The organism is Pseudomonas sp. DF11 (assembly GCF_058148565.1).
The window spans coordinates 596,411-616,090 of sequence record NZ_JBYVYN010000003.1; the positions used below are offsets into that span (position 1 = coordinate 596,411).

A 19,680-nucleotide genomic window follows, 5' to 3' on the forward strand; every position below is an offset into this window, starting at 1 on the left:
ACCGTAGCCGACACGCACGCAACTGCCTATAATGCCGCCCCTATGGCTAAACAGAAGAAACACCCCACAGGGACCATCGCGCAAAATAAAAAGGCGCGACACGATTACTTCATCGAACAACGTTTCGAGGCTGGCATGGTCCTGGCCGGCTGGGAAGTAAAGAGCTTGCGTGCCGGCAAGGCGCAACTGGTCGACAGTTATGTGCTGCTCAAGGACGGCGAAGCCTGGCTGCTGGGCAGTCATATCACGCCGCTGACCACCGCCAGCACCCACGTGATCGCCGACCCGGTGCGCTCGCGCAAACTGCTGCTCAACAAGCGCGAGCTGGAAAAACTCTTCGCGTCCGTGCAGCAGAAAGGCTACGCCTGCGTCTGTACGTCACTGTACTGGAGCAAGCACTTGATCAAGTGCGAAATTGCGCTGGGCAAGGGCAAGAAGGAATACGACAAGCGCGATACCGAACGCGAACGCGACGCCGGTCGCGAGTTGCAGCGCGCGGTGCGCAACAAGGGCAAGGAAGACTAGCCCGCTCTACAGCATCTAGTGTGGGAGCGAGCCTGCTCGCGATGACGGTGTCACATCCAACATTGATGTGCCAGACACACCGCTTCGCGAGCAGGCTCGCTCCCACAGGTTCCGCATTCACTCCAAGAACCCACAGCTACATGCCTTTACGCCGCTCCGCCCGCGCCACCCGCTGCACTTCCTGGCGCACCTCTTCCAAGACCTCCTGCACATACAAGATATGCCGGCTGGACACTTCCCGCGCCTGCTCGGCGTGCCCATCCATAATGGCTTGATACAACTCTCGGTGCTGACTGATCAGCATGTCGCGGGTTTCACTGCGCTGCTTGTACATACCGCCGATGTTGGTCACCACGTTGCGCTTGAGCAGGTCGAACAACCCACGAATGGTGTGCAGCAATACCGCGTTGTGACTGGCTTCGGCAATCGCCAGGTGAAACCGGGCATCCGCCGCGCCCTCCTCCGCCCGGCTCACCTCGTCGTGCCGCGAGTAGCAATCCTGCAGCTCATCGAAAGCCGCCGTCAGTCGCTCGCGATCCACATCCGTAGCCCGTAGCGCCGCGTAGTAGGCACAGGACGCCTCCAGCGTATGGCGAAACTCCAGCAAGTCACGCTGTGCCTCGGGATTGCTTTCCAGCAATTGCAACAGCGGATCACTGAACGTCGAACCCAGCGACTCCACCACATAATTGCCGCCGCCCTGGCGGCTGACCAGCAGGCCCTTGGCCGCCAGTTTCTGGATCGCCTCGCGCAACGAAGGGCGTGACACGCCGAATTGTTCAGCCAGAGCCCGCTCAGCCGGCAACCGCTCACCGGACTTCAACGTGCCCTCGAGGATCATTCCTTCAAGTCGCTCGACAATATCGTCAGACAAACGGCGCTGACGAATCTGATCAAACCCCATAACTCGATTCTCCACGATCCCGACGGCTCGCCGGGCTCTCTATTCTGGCCCATCCGAGGCTTATCCACACCCATCAAAAACCGTTTGCATCAACGGATCAGATGCCATCTGCACCGCTTATTCGACGAAAGTTTCAGGGCGGCAAATTGACACACGACAACCAAGGCTTTTACCCTAGCCAACGGCGATTGTAAATTGGTATTACCAATTAACCAAAAACGCTGACAGTGCCTGACCAACAACAATTAGGGGCCCACCCACCATGCAAACCTGGCAACAGCTCTACAGCCCGCTCGGCAGCCTCGGCTTGTCCGCACTCGCGGCCGTTATTCCCATCGTGTTTTTCTTCCTGGCCCTGGCGGTGTTTCGCCTCAAGGGGCACGTGGCCGGCAGCATCACCTTGGCCCTGGCCATCGCGGTGGCGATTTTTGCGTTCAACATGCCGGCAGACATGGCCTTTGCCGCCGCCGGCTATGGTTTTGCCTATGGCCTGTGGCCCATCGCCTGGATCATTGTCGCCGCCGTGTTCCTCTACAAACTGACGGTCAAGAGTGGCCAGTTCGAGGTGATTCGCAGCTCGGTGCTGTCGATTACCGATGACCAACGCCTGCAAGTGCTGTTGATCGGTTTTTGCTTCGGCGCATTCCTGGAAGGCGCCGCCGGTTTCGGTGCACCGGTGGCAATCACTGCCGCGCTGTTGGTCGGCCTGGGCTTCAACCCCCTGTACGCCGCGGGCCTGTGCCTGATCGCCAACACTGCCCCGGTGGCGTTCGGCGCGCTGGGCATTCCAATTATCGTGGCCGGCCAGGTCACTGGGATCGACGCCTTCAAGATCGGCGCCATGACCGGTCGCCAGTTGCCACTGCTGTCGCTGTTCGTGCCGTTCTGGCTGGTGTTCATGATGGACGGCCTGCGCGGCGTGCGGGAAACCTGGCCGGCAGCATTGGTTGCCGGCTTGAGCTTCGCCGTCACCCAGTACTTCACCTCCAACTTCATCGGCCCGGAACTGCCGGACATCACCTCGGCCCTGGCCAGCCTGATTTCCCTGACCCTGTTCCTGAAAGTCTGGCAGCCCAAGCGCACCGCCGGCGCGCAGATTGCCGGCGCCACGTCCAGCGCAGCGGTTACCGCCAGCGCCGGCGGTTTCGGCCAGCCGCGCAGCACCGTGGCTTCGCCCTACAGCCTGGGGGAAATCATCAAGGCCTGGTCGCCGTTCCTGATCCTGACCGTGCTGGTGACGATCTGGACCCTGAAACCGTTCAAGGCGATGTTCGCCGCAGGCGGGTCCATGTACGGCTGGGTGTTCAACTTCGCCATCCCGCACCTGGACCAGATGGTGATCAAGGTCGCGCCGATCGTGGTCAATCCGACAGCCATTCCGGCGGTCTTCAAGCTTGATCCAGTTTCCGCTACCGGCACGGCGATTTTCTTCTCCGCGCTGATCTCGATGCTGGTGCTGAAGATCAACATCAAAACTGGTCTTACCACTTTTAAAGAGACCTTTTTCGAACTGCGCTGGCCGATCCTGTCCATCGGTATGGTGCTGGCGTTCGCCTTCGTTACCAACTTCTCGGGTATGTCGTCGACCATGGCCCTGGTGTTGGCCGGCACAGGCGCGGCGTTCCCGTTCTTCTCGCCGTTCCTGGGTTGGCTGGGTGTGTTCCTGACCGGTTCCGATACTTCGTCCAACGCGCTGTTCAGCTCGCTGCAAGCCACCACCGCGCACCAGATCGGGGTCAACGACACCTTGCTCGTCGCGGCGAACACCAGTGGCGGCGTGACCGGCAAGATGATTTCGCCACAATCGATCGCCGTGGCTTGCGCTGCGACCGGGCTGGTGGGCAAGGAATCGGATCTGTTCCGTTTCACCCTCAAACACAGCCTATTCTTTGCAACGATTGTCGGTCTGATCACGTTGGCCCAGGCCTACTGGTTTACCGGCATGCTGGTTCATTAAGTCCTACACGAAATATTGGAAAAACCGACGCCGAACCGTGATTCGGCGTCAGCTATTCACAACCGGGTCTGCAAGGCTGCTGAAAGATTTCCTGGCTATATTCAGCGGCCTCAGCGGACGGATAACCGGGACCACCCGGAGACACGCCTGATGAGCGAGCTTTTTTACAACGCCGTACCCAACGCGACCCGCGTCGCCCCACCATTGCCCGAGCCTCGGCAGTACCCCAGCGAGAAACCTCGTCGGGTCTACCTGTTCGGAACGTGCGTGGTGGATCTGTTCTATCCCGAAGCGGGGATGGATGCGATTCATCTGCTGGAGCGCGAAGGGATCCGGGTGGACTACCCGCAAGGGCAAAGTTGCTGCGGCCAACCGGCCTACACCTCGGGCTACACCGAGCAGGCGCGGACGGTGGCGCGGGCGCAACTGGCCTTGTTTGCCGAAGATTATCCGGTGGTGGTGCCCTCGGGTTCCTGCGCCGGCATGCTGCGCGAGCATTACGCTGACTTGTTCAAGGACGAGCCGGAGACGCTCAAGCAAGTCCAGGCCCTGGCGGCCCGGACCTATGAACTGGCCGAATTCCTGCTGTTTGTCTGCAAGGTGCAGCTTCAGGACAGCGGCAAACCGGTAAAAATCGCGCTGCACACGTCCTGCTCGGCACGGCGTGAAATGAATACCCACCTGCATGGCCGTGCGTTGTTGGCACAGCTGCGCAACGTGGAGCGCGTCGAGCACAGCCATGAAAGTGAATGCTGTGGCTTTGGTGGGACGTTCAGCGTGCGCATGCCGGATATTTCCGGTGCGATGGTGGCCGACAAGACCCGAGCGCTGAAGGAATCCGGCGCGCATCAGGTCGTCAGCGCCGACTGCGGCTGCTTGATGAACATCAACGGCGCGCTGGAAAAACAACAGGAGGCGTTACGCGGTCAGCATCTGGCGAGTTTCCTCTGGCAGCGTACCGGAGGTGCAGCATGAGCACGCCGACGCTGATCCCGACCATTGAGGTGCAGGAAGATTTTCGCGCCCGGGCCCACAAGGCTTTGGACGACACGCAACTGCGAAACAACTTTCGCAGCGCGATGGATTCACTGATGACCAAGCGGGCAACGTCCTTCAGCGATGCCCACGAAAGAGAACACCTGCGGGTGCTGGGCAATGCTGTCCGCGCCCGTGCGTTATCCAAGCTGCCCGACCTGCTCGAGCAACTTGAAACCAACCTGACCCGCAACGGTGTGAACGTGCACTGGGCGGAGACGGTGGACGAGGCCAATGGCATCGTCCTCTCGATCATCCGGGCTCACGAGGCGCGGCAAGTGATCAAGGGCAAATCGATGGTCAGCGAAGAGATGGAGATGAACCATTTCCTCGAGGTGCGGGACATTGAATGTCTCGAGTCCGACATGGGGGAGTACATCGTCCAGCTCGACCACGAGAAGCCTTCACACATCATTATGCCGGCGATCCACAAGAACGCCGGTCAGGTCGCGTCCTTGTTCCACGACAAACTCGGCGTGGAGTACACCAAGGACGTCGACCAACTCATTCAGATCGGTCGCAAGGTATTGCGGCAGAAATTCTTCGAGGCTGATATCGGCGTCTCGGGCGTCAACTTCGCCGTGGCCGAAACCGGCACGCTGCTGCTGGTGGAAAACGAAGGCAACGGGCGGATGTCCACCACCGTACCGCCGGTGCACATCGCCGTGACCGGCATCGAAAAAGTCGTGGAAAACCTGCGCGATGTCGTGCCACTGCTTTCACTGCTGACCCGCTCGGCCCTCGGCCAGCCGATCACCACTTACGTCAACATGATCTCCGGCCCGCGCAAGCCTGACGAACTGGATGGCCCCCAAGAGGTTCACCTGGTGCTGCTGGACAACGGTCGCAGCCAGGCGTTTGCCGACAGCGAACTGCGCCAGACCCTGAACTGCATCCGCTGCGGCGCTTGTATGAATCATTGCCCGGTCTATACCCGAATCGGCGGTCATGCCTACGGCGAGGTTTACCCGGGGCCTATCGGAAAAATCATCACGCCGCACATGGTCGGCCTGGCCAAGGTACCGGACCACCCGAGCGCGTCTTCGCTGTGCGGCGCCTGCGGTGAGGTGTGTCCGGTAAAAATCCCAATCCCGGCTTTGCTGCGGCGGCTACGAGAAGAAAACGTCAAGGCGCCGGACAGCCCGAACCCAGTGATGCGCGGCCAGGGCAGCAAATACTCACCCAAGGAACGCTTCATCTGGAATGCCTGGGCCCGGCTCAACAGTTCGCCGCGGCTGTATCGGTTGTTCGGTTTCCTCGCCACGCGCTTGCGCGCCCTGACGCCTAAAAACGTCGGCCCATGGACCCAGAACCACAGCGCCCCCAAACCCGCCGCCCGCTCATTGCATGACCTGGCCCGCGAACACCTGAACCAGCAGGGAGACCGTTGATGAGCGCCAAGGACAATATCCTCGCCAAGCTGCGTAAAAGCCTGACCGGAGCCACACCGGTTGCCGACAACTTCGATGTCGACCTGGTGACGCAAACCTACCGCTATGCGCCCGAAGAACGCATCCCGCAATTGCGCAAGCTGATGGAGGCGGTGCACACCGAAATCCATCTGACGTCCGGTGACGGCTGGCCCGCGCTGCTGGCGCAGTTGCTGCGTGACCGCCAGCTGCCGAGCCTGCTCATCGCCCCGACCACGCCGCACGGGCAAAAAATCACACAGTTCTGGGCGAACAATCCAGACCTGCCAACTCTCAAGGCCTACAACCGCCCGGTAGAGGAATGGAAGGCCGAGTTATTCAATGACACCCCGGCCAGCCTGACCGGAACCCTCGGCGCCATCGCCGCCACCGGTAGCCTGATTCTTTGGCCAACGCGGGAGGAGCCGCGACTGATGAGCCTGGTGCCACCCGTACATTTCGCTCTGCTCAAGGCCAGCGAAATCCGCGACAACTTCTATGAAGTGCAACAGGAATTCGAATGGGCCCAAGGCATGCCCACCAACGCCCTGCTGGTGTCCGGCCCGTCGAAGACCGCCGACATCGAACAAGTCCTGGCCTACGGTGCCCATGGTCCGAAGGATCTGGTGGTTTTGATTCTGGAGGACCAATGACCCTTCCGGCCTCTTTCCTGCGTGATGCACAGCAACTGATTCCGCAAACACGACGTTTCGACGATCCGCTGTCGACTTTGGCTTTCGGCACCGACGCCAGTTTCTATCGGCTGATTCCGAAACTGGTGGTACGGGTCGAGTCCGAAGATGAAGTGATCGCCCTGCTGAAACTGGCCCAACGGGACCAGGTCCCGGTCACCTTCCGCGCCGCCGGCACCAGCCTGTCCGGGCAAGCCATCAGCGATTCGGTGCTGATTGTGCTTGGGGATAACTGGAACGGCCGTGAGATTCGCGAACAAGGCACGCAGATCCGCTTGCAGCCCGGCGTGATCGGCGCCCAGGCCAACGCCTGGCTGGCGCCGTTCGGGCGCAAGATCGGCCCTGATCCAGCCTCGATCAACGCCTGCAAGATCGGCGGTATTGTCGCCAACAACGCCAGCGGCATGTGCTGCGGCACCGCGCAGAACACCTACCACACCTTGGCCGGCATCCGCCTGGTACTGGCCGATGGCACGCGTCTGGATACCGAAGACGAAGCCAGCGTGGCGGCTTTTCGTACAAGTCATGGCGAACTGCTGGAACGCCTGGCCACTCTGGGTCGCGAAACCCGCGCCAACACCGAATTGGCTGCACGAATTCGCCACAAATACCGTCTGAAAAATACCACCGGCCTATCACTCAATGCCCTGGTGGATTTTGACGAGCCTGTGGATATCTTGAGCCACCTGCTGGTGGGCTCCGAAGGTACCCTCGGTTTTATCAGCGCGGTGACCTACAACACGGTCATCGACCACCCGAACAAAGCCTCGGCATTGATCGTCTTCCCGGATGTGGAAACCTGCTGCAACGCCGTCACCGTGCTGAAAAGCCAGCCGGTCTCGGCCGTGGAACTGCTGGACCGCCGCAGCCTGCGCTCGGTGCAGGACAAGCCAGGCATGCCGGATTTCGTACAGCACCTGTCGATAAATGCCTGCGCCCTGCTGATCGAATCCCGCGCTGCCTCCTCGTCGTTGCTACAAGAGCAGCTGACCCGAATCATGGCCTCGCTGGCCGGCTTCCCAGTGGAAAAACAGGTCGACTTTACCGAAGACCCACGGGAAAACGCCCGGCTCTGGGCGATCCGTAAAGACACCTTCCCAGCCGTGGGCGCGGTACGCAAAACCGGCACCACTGTAATCATCGAAGACGTGACCTTTCCGGTGGAACAACTGGCCATCGGCGTAAACCGCCTGATCGAGCTGTTCGACAAACATCACTACGACGAAGCGATCCTTTTCGGACACGCACTGGAAGGCAATCTGCACTTCGTCTTCACCCAAGGCTTCAACAACCCAGAAGAAGTCGCACGCTACCAGGCGTTCATGGATGACGTCGCACAGTTGGTGGCGGTGGAGTTCGGCGGCTCGCTGAAAGCCGAACACGGCACCGGGCGCAACATGGCACCGTTCGTCGAGCTGGAATGGGGCAGCGATGCCTATCAATTGATGTGGCAACTCAAACGCCTGCTCGATCCCAACGGCATCCTCAACCCGGACGTGGTACTCAGCGAAGACCCGCAGATCCACCTCAAGCACCTCAAACCGCTGCCGGCCGCCGATGAGATCGTGGATAAGTGCATCGAGTGCGGTTTCTGCGAGCCGGTGTGCCCTTCCAAGGACCTGACCTTGAGCCCGCGCCAGCGCATCGTGATCTGGCGGGATATCCAGGCGAAGAAACGCGCCGGCACCGACACCACCGAACTGGAACGCGCCTACCAATACCAGGGCATCGATACCTGCGCCGCCACAGGTTTGTGCGCACAACGTTGCCCGGTAGGCATCAATACCGGCGAGCTGGTGAAAAAGCTGCGCAGCCGTGACGCGACGAAGACGAAAACTGCCGACTGGATTGAAGGAAATTTCGCCACCACGTTGCAAGGCGCACGCTTTGCCCTGCACGTCGCCAACGGTGCGCGCATGCTGCTAGGCGCGCCCCGCCTGGCGAAACTGTCGGCCTCGTTGACGCGTCTGTCCAAAGGCCAGGTTCCGCAGTGGAGCAACGCCATGCCCCAGCCGGAAAAGGCCATCCGCTTCAGCCCTGCGGTATCCGACGAACGCCCCAGAGTGGTCTACCTGGCAGCATGCGTGTCGCGGGTGATGGGCCCGGCGGCAGGGGATAAAGAGCAAATGTCGCTGTACGAAAAAACCCAACGGCTGCTGGAAAAGGCAGGCTACCAGGTCGTCTTTCCCGACAACGTGGACAGCCTCTGCTGCGGCCAGCCTTTTGCCTCCAAAGGCTACGTAGAACAGGCCGAACACAAGCGCCAGGAACTGATCGGCGCACTGCTGCACGCCAGCCGCGGCGGGCTCGATCCGATCTACTGCGACACCAGTCCCTGCACATTGCGACTGGTCCAGGACCTTGGCGATGTACGACTGGACCTGTACGACCCGGTGCGCTTCATTCGCACCCATTTGATGGATCGTCTCGACTTCACCCCCCAAGAGGCGCCCATCGCGGTGCACGTCACGTGCAGCACACAGCACCTTGGCGAAAGCCAGGCGCTGATCGATCTGGCGCGCAAGTGCAGCAAGAACGTGGTCATTCCGGAAGGCATTCATTGCTGCGGTTTCGCTGGCGACAAGGGCTTCACCACGCCGGAGCTGAATGCCCATTCGCTGCGTACGCTCAAGGACGCGGTGCAGCATTGCAGCGAAGGGATATCTACGAGCCGTACATGTGAGATCGGTCTTACGCAATACGGTGCCATTGACTACCACGGGCTGGTCTACCTGGTGGATCGGGTGACCCAGGCCAGGACGCGATAAAGAAAAATAGAACCCTGACGAACGCCGGCAGTCCATTGATCAAGTCCCGCAAATGCGGGACCTCCCTCAAATTGGTAGTACTGATGGCCAGCGAAGCCTGAGCCCTCGGTTCAAGGAGAGACACATGAAACGCTCTGTACTGCTCGGTCTGTTCGTTACTGCCTCGATGCTGGCGTCGTCTTCGTTTGCCGCCGATCTCTGTGATACCAACCTGAAAACCCTTGAGAACGCGAAGACCCAGTATCAGGGCTCGGATATCGAGGCTAAAGTCGAGGCCAGCATCCAGCAAGCCAAGGCCCATCAAGCCCTGAACACCAAGGAAGGCACCGAAAAATGCATCTCCGAAACCACCCAGACCATCCAGGAGATCCAGAAGGTCAGCAAAGACGGTAAAAGCTCCTGACCGCCGTGGGCCAACCTTCGGGTTGGCCTCGGACGCGGATTGGCGTACACTGCAGCTGCTTGCCGCTTCAACAGCTTCAAGAAGCGCCAGGCTCGGGGCCGTTTAGGATTCGACGCCGGTTGCGAAACTTTAGGTGCATGCCGAGTTGGTAACAGAACTCGTAAATCCACTGTTGCAACTTCCTATAGTTGCCAATGACGAAACCTACGGTGTTGAAGCTTCGAACGACCAAATGGCGTTTGCTGCCTAAAACACTTCTGGCGCCTTCGGGCCCAGCAATCACCAGGGGATGTCTGTAAACCCAAAGTGATTGTCATATAGAACAGAATCGCCGTGCAGTACGTTGTGGACGAAGCGGCTAAAACTTACACAACTCGCCCAAAGCACCCTGCCCGTCGGGTCGCTGAGGGTTAACTTAATAGACACGGCTACGCATGTAGTACCGACAGCGGAGTACTGGCGGACGGGGGTTCAAATCCCCCCGGCTCCACCAATTGAAATCCCAGAGAAGCCCGCCCAGTGCGGGCTTCGCTGTATCTGGAGATCAGAATGTCGCTGAGAGTTGTTGTGGATTCATGTGAATAATTCCATGTCTCAGCGACTTTTCAGCAACCCTTGATATCGTTGCGCGCAGAACCCACACGGAACCCGACAGATAGGCGAATCCACCTATGGAGCTGAAACCACAATGACGTCCACGGACGTCTTTTTTTGTGCCTGAAACCCAATAAGCTCGAGGCTTCAACGATACTTGCATCCAGATGCCCACCAACCCAAACCCTCAAGCAACCCCACCCTTTCAACGCCCCTTCGCCTTCCCCAAATCAGCAATCAAAAAATCCCTGAACGCAGAAACCGCGGCCGGTAGATTGCGGCCAGCCATGCTTTGCAGTTCGATGCGTCGTGCCTGCATGCCTTCGTCGAGGATCGGTATGCAGCGCAGGGCCTTGTCCGCCACCTGCTTTTGCAAGGTCATCTCGCTGGCCAGGCTGATGACGCCTTCCTCGCGGACGAAGCTATAGAGCGCGGCAACGTAGTTGGTGGTCAACACAGGGTCGAACAACAACCCCTGTACGCCGCAACAGATATCGAACAGTTGCCGTATCGTCGTGTCGGCCTTGGGTAACGCAATGGGCCAGGGTTGTAGCTCTGCGAGGCTGACCGCTTCACGCTCGGCCAAGGGATGGGAGTTGGCGACCACGGCAAAAATCGCCCCGCTCAGGACATGTTCGACCTTGATTTCCTTTTGCGGCGTCAGGCTGAAGGTCATCGCCAGATCGGCTTCGCCGGAGCGCACTTTCTCGGTCGCTTCGGCGGGTGCACAAACCTCCAAGGTGAAATGGATGCCCTGGTACTCGCGCCTGAACGCGCTGATGCTCCTGGGCATGTATTCCAGAGCAAATCCTTCCGAACAGGCCACATGCACATGGCCTCGCTGCAAGCCATGCAGCTCGGTAATTTCCAGTACCACCTGCTCGGCCTCAAGCTGCGACTTGCGCGCATAGGCCGCCAATCGCGCCCCCGCCTCGCTGAGCACCATGCCTCTGGCCCGACGCTCAAACAGGCTGGCGTCCAGGGCCAACTCAAGCTTGGCGATTTGTCGGCTCACCGCTGACGCTGCAACGTTCAAGCGCACGGAGGCTTCGCTGATCGATCCGCATCGCGCTACCTCCAGGAAATAACGCAGTGCCGTGGACTGCACACCATACAACTGCATCGGCGCCCCCAAGGATTGCCTTTTCGGCAACGCAAGTATCGAAATATTATTCTTGTGGCATTGATAGCCTTTCCCTACATTCGTGTCTAGACCAAAAACATGACCTGAGCTTCTCCCCCTCCTTTACGCATTTGCGATTCGCTGCCCTTTGATTCAACCACTCTCGCCAACGGAGACGACGGCATGGGCATCAAAGGTTTCGCCTGCAGCATTGCGCTGTTGGGCCTCATCAGCAGTTTTCCGGCGCATGCCGGTAAAGCCAACGACACCCTGGTTTACGCTTCCGACAGCGAACCTGAAAACATCAGCCCCTATCACAACGATTTACGCGAAGGTGTGATTCTCGGCCGGCTGATCTGGGACAACCTGATCTACCGCGACCCCAGCAATGGCGAATACAAACCCATGCTGGCCAGCAGTTGGAAACAGGTCGACGACACCACCATCGATTTTGAGCTGCGCAAAGGCGTCAAATTTCACAACGGCGACGCCTTCACCGCCGACGACGTGGTGTTCACCCTCAACTACGTGGTGTCGCCCGAAGCGAAAGTCGTTACCGTGCAAAACGTAGACTGGATCAAGGGCGCCGAAAAAACCGGCGACTACAGCGTCCGCCTGTATTTGAAGAAGCCTTTCCCTCCGGCGCTGGAATATCTGTCCAACGCCGTCCCGATGTTCCCCAAGCAGTACTTCGAAAAGGTCGGCCTGGCCGAATTCAGCCGCAAGCCAGTGGGTACCGGGCCATATAAAGCGACGTCGGTGGTGGCTGGCGAAGGCGTGACCATGGAGATCAATAAGGACTACTTTCCGGACAGCCCTCAAGGCAAGCCCCATATCGGCCATCTCAAGTTCCGGGTGATTCCGGATGCAGAAACCCGCCTGGCCGAGTTGATGACCGACGGTGTCGACTGGACTTGGCGTGTGACCTCGGATCAGGCCGTCGACCTTAGAGGTATGCCGAACCTGACCGTGACCAGCGGCGAAACCATGCGCATCGGCTTCCTGATTCTCGATGCCCGGGGCACCTCCACTGAAAACTCGCCGATGAAGAACCTCAAGGTGCGTCAGGCCATCAACCATGCGATCAACCGCAATGCACTGGCCACGCAAATGGTGGGTGGCGAAGCCAAACCCTTGCAGGTTGCCTGTTATCCAGGCCAGTTCGGCTGCGATACCACTGCGGCCACGGTCTACGACTACGACCCGGCCAAGGCCAAGGCACTGCTCGCCGAAGCCGGTTACCCAAATGGCTTCGAGACAGAAATCTTCGCTTATCGCGACCGTGATTACGTCGAAGCCATCATCGGCAACCTACGTGCCGTGGGCATCAACGCCAAGCTGCGCTTCTTGAAGTACGCCGCACTGCGCGATCAGCAACGTGGCGGCAAGGTGCCCATGTCGTTTCAAGCCTGGGGCTCGTTCTCGATCCTCGACACCTCGGCATCGGCCGGCACCTGGTTCAAGGGCAATCCGGACGACAACATCAAGGACCCGCAAGTCCAGAGCTGGTTGCAGACCGCTGACAACGCCCTCGACCCGCAACTGCGCAAGGACAACTACCGCAAGGCGCTGCAACGCATCAGCGAACAGGCGTACTGGGCGCCGCTGTTCAACTACTCGATGAACTACGCCTACACCTCCGAACTCGCGTTCACGTCGTACCCGGATGAGCTGCCGCGTTTCGTTCAGTCCAGCTGGAAGTAATCCGCAACCGAGCGGATTGATCGAGAAGTGCCGTGGTGTGGACTAAGCCGCACCACGGACACGTCCTCACACCTGTCATCCATTGGATACGAGGAAACTTGCCATGCTTGGATTCCTTCTGCGCCGTCTGGGCATCGCTGTTTGCGTTGCCATTACCGTGTCGGTGATCAGCTTTTCGCTTTTGCATCTGTCCGGCGACCTGGCCACGGCTATTGGTGGGCCGGAAGCCACCAGCGAACAGATCGAACAGATCCGCGTGCAGTACGGTTTGAACAAACCGCTACCGACCCAGTACTTCAACTGGCTGGGAGATTTGTTGCAGCTGGACCTGGGCAACTCTTTTTTCTTTCAGGAATCGGTCTACAACCTCGTCGCCAGCCGCTTGCCGATTACCCTCGGGCTAGGCGCCATGGCGCTGGGTATCGCCTTGCTGGTGGCGATTCCACTGGGCGTGCTGGCTGCGGTCAAACGCGACACCTGGGTTGACCGACTGGCCTTGAGCATTGCGGTGCTGGGTCAGGCAATGCCCAGTTTCTGGTTTGCGCTGATGTTGATCGTGGTGTTTGCGGTGACGCTCAAGTGGCTGCCGGTATCCGGTAACTCGACCATGCTGCACTTCGTCATGCCGGCCATTGCCTTGGGCTACTACGCGACTCCGGCGATCATGCGCCTGACGCGCGCAGGCATGCTTGATGTGCTCAGCTCCGATTACATCCGCACCGCGCGCGCCAAGGGCCTGCGCCCTGCCCGCGTGTTGTTCAAGCATGCACTGCGCAATGCCTTGATTCCGGTCGTCGCACTGGCGGCGGTGGAGTTTGGCTTCATGCTCGGCGGTTCGGTCGTGATCGAAACCGTGTTCTCCCTGCAAGGCATCGGACAGCTTGCCTGGGACGCCATCGCCCGTGATGACTTTCCGGTGGTACAGGCCGTGGTCCTGCTGATTGCGGTGATCTACATCATCCTCACCTTGCTGGCCGATGTGCTCAACGCACTGCTCGACCCGCGCATTCGCGTGCGCTAGGAGGTTTACATGAGCACCCCCACGACCCTCGCGATCAATGACTACCTGCCACCACCGAGCAGCCTGAGCCGAGTACTTGGCAAGAGCTTCCGTCATCGGGGTTTCGCCATCGGCGCGGTGTTGTTGCTGATCATCTTCGCCGGTGCATTGTTCGCGCCGTGGCTGGCACCTTACGACCCTTATGCGCAAGACGTGATGCTGCGTATGAAACCGCCGGCATGGATGGCCAACGGCACCTGGGAATACCCCCTGGGAACCGACAAGCTGGGCCGTGACTACCTGTCGCGACTGCTCTACGGCGCACGTATCTCGCTGTTCATCGGCATTGCGGCGGCGCTGATTTCCGGCTTTATCGGCACCGTCATGGGGCTGTTGGCCGGTTACTACGGCGGCAAGGTCGATGCGCTTATCAGCTACCTGATCACCACCCGGCTGGCGATGCCGGTCGTGATGGTCGCGCTGGCCTCGGCCTCGCTGATGGGCGGCTCGTTGAAAGTGGTGATCGTGCTGCTCGGCTGCCTGTTATGGGATCGCTTCGCGGTGGTGGTCAGGGCTTCGGTGCAACAGATTCGCGATGCTGAATATGTGGCCTCGGCCCAGGCGCTTGGCTGCTCGACCCTGCGCATTCTGGTCAGCGAAATCCTGCCCAATCTGGTCGGTGCGCTGATCGTCGTCGCGACGCTGGAAATGGCCCACGCGATCCTCCTGGAGTCGGCGTTGTCATTCCTCGGCGTGGGTGTGCAGCCGCCGACACCGTCCTGGGGTTTGATGATCGCCGAAGGCAAACCCTACATGTTCTTTTCCCCGTGGGTCATCGCCATTCCCGGTGTCGCCCTGATGATTCTGGTGCTGGGCATCAACCTGGTCGGCGATGGCCTGCGCGATCTGATCCTGCCCGACGGCCGTAACTGATAGAAGGTACTGAACATGGCACTACTCCATGTAGAAAACCTGCGCGTGGATATCCCCATGGGCAACAGCCCGACGCCGGATGACATGCTGCATGCAGTGCGCGGTCTGAACTTTGAAGTCGAGCGCGGTGAAATGTTGTGCATCGTCGGCGAGTCCGGCTGCGGCAAATCCCTGACCTCGCTGGCGCTGATGGACCTGTTGCCACGCAAGGCCAAACGCACTGCATCCCGGCTGACCCTGGACGGTATCGACATGCTGGGCCAGAGCGAGCGGCGCATGTGCGACCTGCGCGGCAACCGTCTGGCGATGATCTTCCAGGAACCGATGACCTCGCTGAACCCGGCCTACAGCATTGGCGATCAGCTCAGCGAAGTGCTGATTCAGCATCGCAAGGTGTCCCGCAAGGATGCCCTGGCTCGCGCCGCGCAGATGCTGGAGAAAGTCGGTATCAGCAATGCCACCGAGCGCTTGCGTCAGTATCCGCATCAGCTTTCGGGCGGCTTGCGCCAGCGGGTGATCATTGCCATGGCGTTGATGTGCGAACCGGACCTGATCATCGCCGATGAGCCCACCACTGCATTGGACGTGACCATCCAGGCACAGATCCTGCGCTTGATCCGCGATATCCAGAAAGAACTCGGCCTGGCGGTGATCTTCATCACCCACGACCTTGGGCTGGTGGCACGGATCGCCGATCGGGTCGCCGTGATGTATGCCGGGGAAATCGTCGAGACGGCCCCTGCCCTGCAACTGTTCGAGAACCCGCAGCACCCGTATACCCGTGGTCTGCTGGCCAGTATTCCTATCCCTGGCCGGACCAAACCGGGTGAGGCGCTGGGTTCGATTCCAGGCCTGGTGCCAAGCCTGGTTGGCGAACAGCAAGGTTGCGCGTTCCGCAATCGTTGCGCTCAGGCGATACCGGCCTGTGCGCAAGACATCCCCGAAGTCGAGCAGAACGGACACATGGCGCGCTGCCTGTTCGCCGCTCCGGACCCAGCACCGATTCGCCATCAGAAGAGTGCATGGTCATGAAAAAAGACATCGCTTTGGAGCTGTGTGACATCCGTCGCGAGTTTCGGATCAACAAGGGCTTTTTCAAACCCGCCGCCACCCTGAAGGCCGTGGATGGCGTTTCCCTGCGCCTGATGCGTGGCGAGACCCTCGGCCTGGTAGGTGAGTCCGGTTGCGGAAAAAGTACCCTGGCAAAACTACTGCTCGGCCTGTTGCCGCCTACCAGCGGCGATGTGCTGGTCAATGGCAAACATCTGGCGGCGACTGATCGCAAGGAAATGTCCCGGCACATTCAGCCGATATTCCAGGATCCGTATTCCTCGCTGAACCCACGCAAGACCCTGCGCGAAATCATTACCCTGCCGCTGATCGTGCATGACATCGGCAACCCTGCCGAGCGCCGCAAGAAGACCGAAGAGATGCTCGATGTGGTCGGCCTGCCCAAGCGGGTGATCGACAGCTACCCGAGCCAGCTGTCCGGCGGCCAACGTCAGCGGGTCGCGATCGCACGGGCGCTGATCATGCGCCCCGATGTGTTGATTTGCGACGAGCCCACATCGGCACTGGATGTGTCGGTGCAGGCGCAGATTCTCAACCTGCTGCAAGACCTCAAGCGCGAATTCGGCCTGACCTATCTGCTGATCAGCCACAACCTCGCGGTCATCGAACACCTCGCCGACCGGGTCGCGGTGATGTACCTGGGGCGCATCGTCGAAGAACGCACTCGCGAATCGCTGTTCGCCAAACCCGGCCACCCTTATACCCGCGCCTTGCTGGATTCGGTGCTCACGCCCGATCCGCGCCTGGGCATTCCCGAAATCGGCCTGCACGGCACCTTCCCCAATCCGATGTCGCCGCCGTCCGGTTGCGCCTTCCACCCGCGCTGCCCGAGCTGCTTCGCACCCTGCAAAACGGCCTACCCGGCCAATGATTCGATTATCGGGGGCAACGTGCGTTGCCACCTTCACGACAATCCTGCCCAAACACTGGAGCTTGTCCACTCATGAGTCGCTCACTGGCCATCAGCAACACCACAGAGCAATTTAACAACGGCGCATTTTTCAATCTGCTCGAACGCAGCGTCGCCTTGCCCACCGAAAGCCAGGCAGCGGACAGCCAGCCCGAGTTGTATCGCTACCTCAATGACTTCATCACCCCCCACGTCGAGGCGATGGGCTTCAGCGTCAAAATCTATGACAACCCGGTGGCAGAGCGGGGCCCGTTCATGATCGCCACACGCATTGAGCACCCGGCGCTGCCGACCGTGCTCAGCTACGGCCACGGTGATGTGGTGCGCGGCTATGAAGCGCAATGGCGTGAAGGCCTGTCGCCGTGGCAGGTCACGGTCGAAGGCGATCGCTGGTACGGCCGTGGCACGGCGGATAACAAAGGCCAGCACCTGATCAACCTGACCGCGCTGGAACAAACGCTCAAGGCTCGCGACGGCAAGTTGGGTTTCAACGTCAAGCTGCTGCTGGAAATGGGCGAAGAAGAAGGCTCGCCGGGCTTGAATGCGTTCTGTGCCGCGCACAGCAAAGAGCTCGCGGCGGATATTTTCATCGCCTCGGACGGCCCGCGCCTGGCGGCATCACGACCGACGATTTTTCTGGGTTCACGTGGGGTGTTCAACTTCGAGCTGGTGGTCAATTTGCGCGAGGGCGCCCATCACTCTGGCAACTGGGGCGGATTGCTGGCTAACCCTGGCATCATTCTGGCCAATGCCATCGCGAGCATGGTCGATGAACACGGTCGGGTGAAAGTCGCAGGCCTGCAGCCCGAGACACTGCCGGAGCCGGTTCGCCAGGCACTGGCGGATATTGACGTGGGTGGCGGGCCGGGCGATCCGGAAATCGACGCCAACTGGGGTAACCCGCAGCTCTCGCTGAGCGAAAAGGTGTTCGGCTGGAACACCCTCGACGTCATCGCCTTCAAGACCGGCAACCCGGACGCCCCCGTGCATGCGATCCCGGGTAAAGCCAATGCCCACTGCCATATCCGCTTCGTGGTGAACAGCGACTACACGACCTTTATCCCGGCTGTTCGTGCCCACCTGGATGCTCACGGCTTCAGCAATGTCGAGGTCAGGCAAAGCCGCATCGATGTGATGCATGCCACTCGGCTGGATCCGCAAAGCCCGTGGGTCAGTTGGGCACTCAGCTCCTTGGCCCAGACCACCGGCAAAAAACCTGCGCTGCTGCCAAACCTCGGTGGCTCGCTGCCCAACGATGTGTTCGCGGACGTGCTCGGCCTGCCAACCCTGTGGGTGCCGCACTCGTACCCGGCCTGCTCACAACATGCGCCGAACGAGCACTTGCTGGCACCGGTGGTCAAGGAAAGCCTGCAAATCATGGCAGGGCTATTCTGGGACCTGGGCAACGACGCGGCGCGCCTGACCCAGGAACATCAGTTACGGGAGCAGGCGCAATGAGTGCCAATCCACAACAGGCGCTGGACTGGCTCGCCGACCAGCGCCCAGCCATGGAAGCGCTGCTGCAGCGTATCGTCGACACCGACTCCAATAGCTATGACAAGGCCGGCGTCGACGCTGTGGGCGCGCTGCTCGCGGCTGAACTGGAAGCCGACGGCATCCCGCTCAAGCGCATGCCGGTCGATGGTTTTGGCGACGTGATGCTCGCCGAAGTGCCGGGCGCCGCAGGAAATCCGGTGCTGTTGCTCGGCCATCGCGACACGGTGTTTCCCAAAGGCACCGCCACGACTCGCGGCTACAGCCGCGACGCCAACCTCGCCTATGGCCCCGGCGTCGCCGACATGAAAGGCGGCCTGGTGCTCAATTGCTTCGCCCTCAAGGCTCTCAAACGCGCCGGTCAGTTGCCCTATCCGGTACAGGTTCTGTACACCGGTGACGAAGAAATCGGTTCCGGCAGCGCCAGGACCCATATCGAAAAAGCCGCCCGTGGCGCGCGTGCCGTGCTCAATACCGAACCCGGCCGAGCCAGCGGCAACGTGGTCAGCGCACGCAAAGGCGGTGCCACGCTGATCATCGAAGTCAGCGGCCGCGCGGCGCATGCCGGGGTCAATCATGCCGACGGAGCCAGCGCCATCGAGACCCTGGCACGCAAGATCGTCAAGCTCCATGCCTTGACCGACTACTCGGCAGGCATCACCACTAACGTTGGCCTGATATCCGGTGGCACGTCCAGCAACACCGTCGCACCCAGCGCCTGCGCGCGGCTGGACGTGCGCTTCATCGAACTCAAGCACTGGGATCAGATCCTTAGCGCAATCCTGGCCATCGTCGCAGAAGAAGAACTGATCGGCACCAGCGCCATCCTCAAGGAAGCGACAACCTTTCTACCGATGGAAGCCCATCACAGCGAACGGCTGCTGCGCATCTATCAACAACAAGCGCTGGCGCTGGGTTTCAGCGTCGAAGGCGAGTTCACCGGCGGTTGCGCCGACTCCGGATTCACCGCCAGCCTGGGCATTCCCACCCTGTGCGGCCTCGGGCCGGTGGGTGGCAAGGTCCACACCGATCGTGAATATCTGGAACTGGACACGCTGGTGCCCCGTGCTCAGGCCTTGGTGGCAACCATTCTGGCTGTCGGCGAGGGCAGTTGAGGTAATGAGTATCTACGAATCGCCGGGGATAGGGTGTTCACGC

16 protein-coding genes and 1 other RNA gene are annotated in these 19,680 nt (G+C 60.3%); 15 read left to right on the forward strand and 2 right to left on the reverse strand.

What is annotated here, in order from left to right:
• Positions 1-42: 42 nt before the first annotated feature.
• Positions 43-525, forward strand: a complete 483-nt coding sequence (gene smpB, locus AC30D9_RS13175; RefSeq protein ID WP_030139770.1) for an SsrA-binding protein SmpB — start codon at positions 43-45, stop codon at positions 523-525.
• A gap of 136 nt (positions 526-661) precedes the next feature.
• Here the strand turns inward: smpB and AC30D9_RS13180 are convergent, their stop codons facing one another.
• Positions 662-1,429, reverse strand: a complete 768-nt coding sequence (locus AC30D9_RS13180) for an FCD domain-containing protein (RefSeq protein ID WP_307575697.1) — start codon at positions 1,427-1,429, stop codon at positions 662-664.
• A gap of 262 nt (positions 1,430-1,691) precedes the next feature.
• On the opposite strand from AC30D9_RS13180, the gene AC30D9_RS13185 reads away from it, so the two are divergent.
• From AC30D9_RS13185 to ssrA, 7 genes are all read left to right on the forward strand, one after another.
• Entirely contained in the window at positions 1,692-3,386 is a 1,695-nt protein-coding gene (locus tag AC30D9_RS13185) for a lactate permease LctP family transporter (RefSeq protein ID WP_134922790.1), read from the forward strand.
• Between the two features lie 150 nt (positions 3,387-3,536).
• On the forward strand, positions 3,537-4,361 hold the full coding sequence (locus tag AC30D9_RS13190; RefSeq protein WP_134922789.1) for a (Fe-S)-binding protein: 825 nt from the start codon (positions 3,537-3,539) through the stop codon (positions 4,359-4,361).
• Positions 4,358-5,812 carry a LutB/LldF family L-lactate oxidation iron-sulfur protein gene (locus AC30D9_RS13195; protein ID WP_490144156.1) on the forward strand — a complete coding sequence of 485 codons (1,455 nt, stop codon included), beginning with the start codon at positions 4,358-4,360 and terminating at the stop codon, positions 5,810-5,812. Before AC30D9_RS13190 ends, AC30D9_RS13195 begins: the two co-directional genes overlap by 4 nt.
• Positions 5,812-6,483 carry a LutC/YkgG family protein gene (locus AC30D9_RS13200; RefSeq protein WP_490144157.1) on the forward strand — a complete coding sequence of 224 codons (672 nt, stop codon included), beginning with the start codon at positions 5,812-5,814 and terminating at the stop codon, positions 6,481-6,483. The genes AC30D9_RS13195 and AC30D9_RS13200 overlap by 1 nt, the downstream gene beginning before the upstream one ends.
• The gene (locus AC30D9_RS13205; RefSeq protein WP_490144158.1) at positions 6,480-9,290 is read left to right on the forward strand and encodes an FAD-binding and (Fe-S)-binding domain-containing protein; all 2,811 of its coding nucleotides are present in this window, start codon (positions 6,480-6,482) and stop codon (positions 9,288-9,290) included. Before AC30D9_RS13200 ends, AC30D9_RS13205 begins: the two co-directional genes overlap by 4 nt.
• Before the next feature lie 124 nt (positions 9,291-9,414).
• Positions 9,415-9,693: a PA2433 domain-containing protein gene (locus AC30D9_RS13210; RefSeq protein WP_307575704.1), complete on the forward strand. Its 279-nt coding sequence runs from the start codon at positions 9,415-9,417 to the stop codon at positions 9,691-9,693.
• A 94-nt stretch (positions 9,694-9,787) separates the two neighbouring features.
• Positions 9,788-10,186: a transfer-messenger RNA gene (gene ssrA, locus AC30D9_RS13215) on the forward strand.
• A 306-nt stretch (positions 10,187-10,492) separates the two neighbouring features.
• Here the strand turns inward: ssrA and AC30D9_RS13220 are convergent.
• A complete protein-coding gene (locus AC30D9_RS13220) occupies positions 10,493-11,410 on the reverse strand; it encodes a LysR substrate-binding domain-containing protein (protein WP_490144159.1) in 918 nt (305 codons plus the stop codon).
• A 183-nt stretch (positions 11,411-11,593) separates the two neighbouring features.
• On the opposite strand from AC30D9_RS13220, the gene AC30D9_RS13225 reads away from it, so the two are divergent.
• The 7 genes from AC30D9_RS13225 to AC30D9_RS13255 all read left to right on the forward strand — a co-directional run bounded on the left by AC30D9_RS13225 (position 11,594) and on the right by AC30D9_RS13255 (position 19,637).
• On the forward strand, positions 11,594-13,114 hold the full coding sequence (locus AC30D9_RS13225; RefSeq protein WP_134922772.1) for an ABC transporter substrate-binding protein: 1,521 nt from the start codon (positions 11,594-11,596) through the stop codon (positions 13,112-13,114).
• A 103-nt stretch (positions 13,115-13,217) separates the two neighbouring features.
• On the forward strand, positions 13,218-14,135 hold the full coding sequence (locus AC30D9_RS13230; RefSeq protein WP_109753455.1) for an ABC transporter permease: 918 nt from the start codon (positions 13,218-13,220) through the stop codon (positions 14,133-14,135).
• A 9-nt stretch (positions 14,136-14,144) separates the two neighbouring features.
• Positions 14,145-15,047 (forward strand): ABC transporter permease, encoded by a 903-nt coding sequence (locus AC30D9_RS13235; RefSeq protein ID WP_134922771.1) that lies wholly within the window; start codon positions 14,145-14,147, stop codon positions 15,045-15,047.
• Between the two features lie 15 nt (positions 15,048-15,062).
• Positions 15,063-16,079: an ABC transporter ATP-binding protein gene (locus tag AC30D9_RS13240; RefSeq protein WP_109753453.1), complete on the forward strand. Its 1,017-nt coding sequence runs from the start codon at positions 15,063-15,065 to the stop codon at positions 16,077-16,079.
• On the forward strand, positions 16,076-17,065 hold the full coding sequence (locus AC30D9_RS13245; RefSeq protein WP_109753716.1) for an ABC transporter ATP-binding protein: 990 nt from the start codon (positions 16,076-16,078) through the stop codon (positions 17,063-17,065). Before AC30D9_RS13240 ends, AC30D9_RS13245 begins: the two co-directional genes overlap by 4 nt.
• Positions 17,062-18,486 (forward strand): M20 family metallopeptidase, encoded by a 1,425-nt coding sequence (locus tag AC30D9_RS13250; RefSeq protein WP_307575744.1) that lies wholly within the window; start codon positions 17,062-17,064, stop codon positions 18,484-18,486. Before AC30D9_RS13245 ends, AC30D9_RS13250 begins: the two co-directional genes overlap by 4 nt.
• Positions 18,483-19,637: a M20 family metallopeptidase gene (locus AC30D9_RS13255; RefSeq protein ID WP_490144160.1), complete on the forward strand. Its 1,155-nt coding sequence runs from the start codon at positions 18,483-18,485 to the stop codon at positions 19,635-19,637. The genes AC30D9_RS13250 and AC30D9_RS13255 overlap by 4 nt, the downstream gene beginning before the upstream one ends.
• Positions 19,638-19,680: the final 43 nt, after the last annotated feature.